We start from the raw sequence: 1,020 nt of genomic DNA, 5'->3' as shown, positions 1-1,020 counted from the left end.
TTTCAGTAGCATCATCAAGTTTTTGAGCTAGGATGCCTTCTTCTTTCCGTAGATCCATTATCCTTTCTTCGTACGCTAATAAATCTTTCTCATTCCAACGAAACTTGTCTAACTCATCGTATGCTAACTTTATTATTGGTGATTTTTCTGCTATATTCCTTAAGTCTTCGTCTGTAGTATCCTCTGCATACTTGAAAAAAAGCACCACCTTTCTACTGTGCTATCTAGTTCTTCCACTCTGTTTTTTGCGAATTTAGGCAACTCAATAAAGACAAACTGAAAATCTTTTAAGTAATGTCCATTGGTTTTTATATCCCGTATATTACGAGTGGAAATATACTCAACCTCCGGGGGAAACAGCGTACTATTGGAAATAGCGATAAAGAAAACTTTCTTTAAGTCTATGTAATTGCCAGATTTATCTAATTGCCTCGAGTAAGCCTTAGCAGCGTAAAGTTAAGCGCGTTTTTCAAAGCCTTTATCGCGAGCGAGCTGCATCTCGGCGATATATCTATTTCCGTAAGAATCCTTGCAAAGAACGTCAACAATGCTTTGTGTATCAGAGGCAATTTCAGGATCCATAATAGTGTTAAGGAATTCCACTTCTTGTATTGTATTGACACCAGTAAACCCTAAGATGTCATTTAAAAAATGGATAAGAATATTCTTATTTTTCTCAGTACCGAAGATTTTCTTGAAGGTCAGGTCGAGTTTTGGATCGAGAAACTTTGATAAAGCCATAGGAAATTCACTTAAGAAGTATTAAAAATTATACACAATTCTGTAGAAATATTCAATCTTTTTGTTTCGAATGTATTGGCCTACGAACCCAAGCCTCATCTTGAATTGCAATTATATTAAAAAATTTATAAAACGAAGAAAAAGGCAAAAGAAGCCCTGGTCAGTATTTATTTTTAGTATTGGCGTTTTTATGTCTTAAACGCTGCAATTTAGCTGCTTTTAAACGCAACTAGTCTAAGCTATAATATTTAAGAAGTTTACCAGACAGAGAAAAAAGAC

General features: G+C 34.6%; 1 pseudogene. It reads right to left on the bottom strand.

From position 1 onward, the window contains the following. Nucleotides 1–741: pseudogene (locus DM84_RS05980) on the bottom strand (Rpn family recombination-promoting nuclease/putative transposase); the annotation flags it as partial. Nucleotides 742–1,020: the final 279 nt, after the last annotated feature.

Origin of the sequence: Wolbachia pipientis (assembly GCF_023661085.1) — a bacterium.
Classification (GTDB): domain Bacteria; phylum Pseudomonadota; class Alphaproteobacteria; order Rickettsiales; family Anaplasmataceae; genus Wolbachia.
Note: the sequence above shows the minus strand (reverse complement) of the source record. Positions and strands in the feature narration are given on the sequence as shown.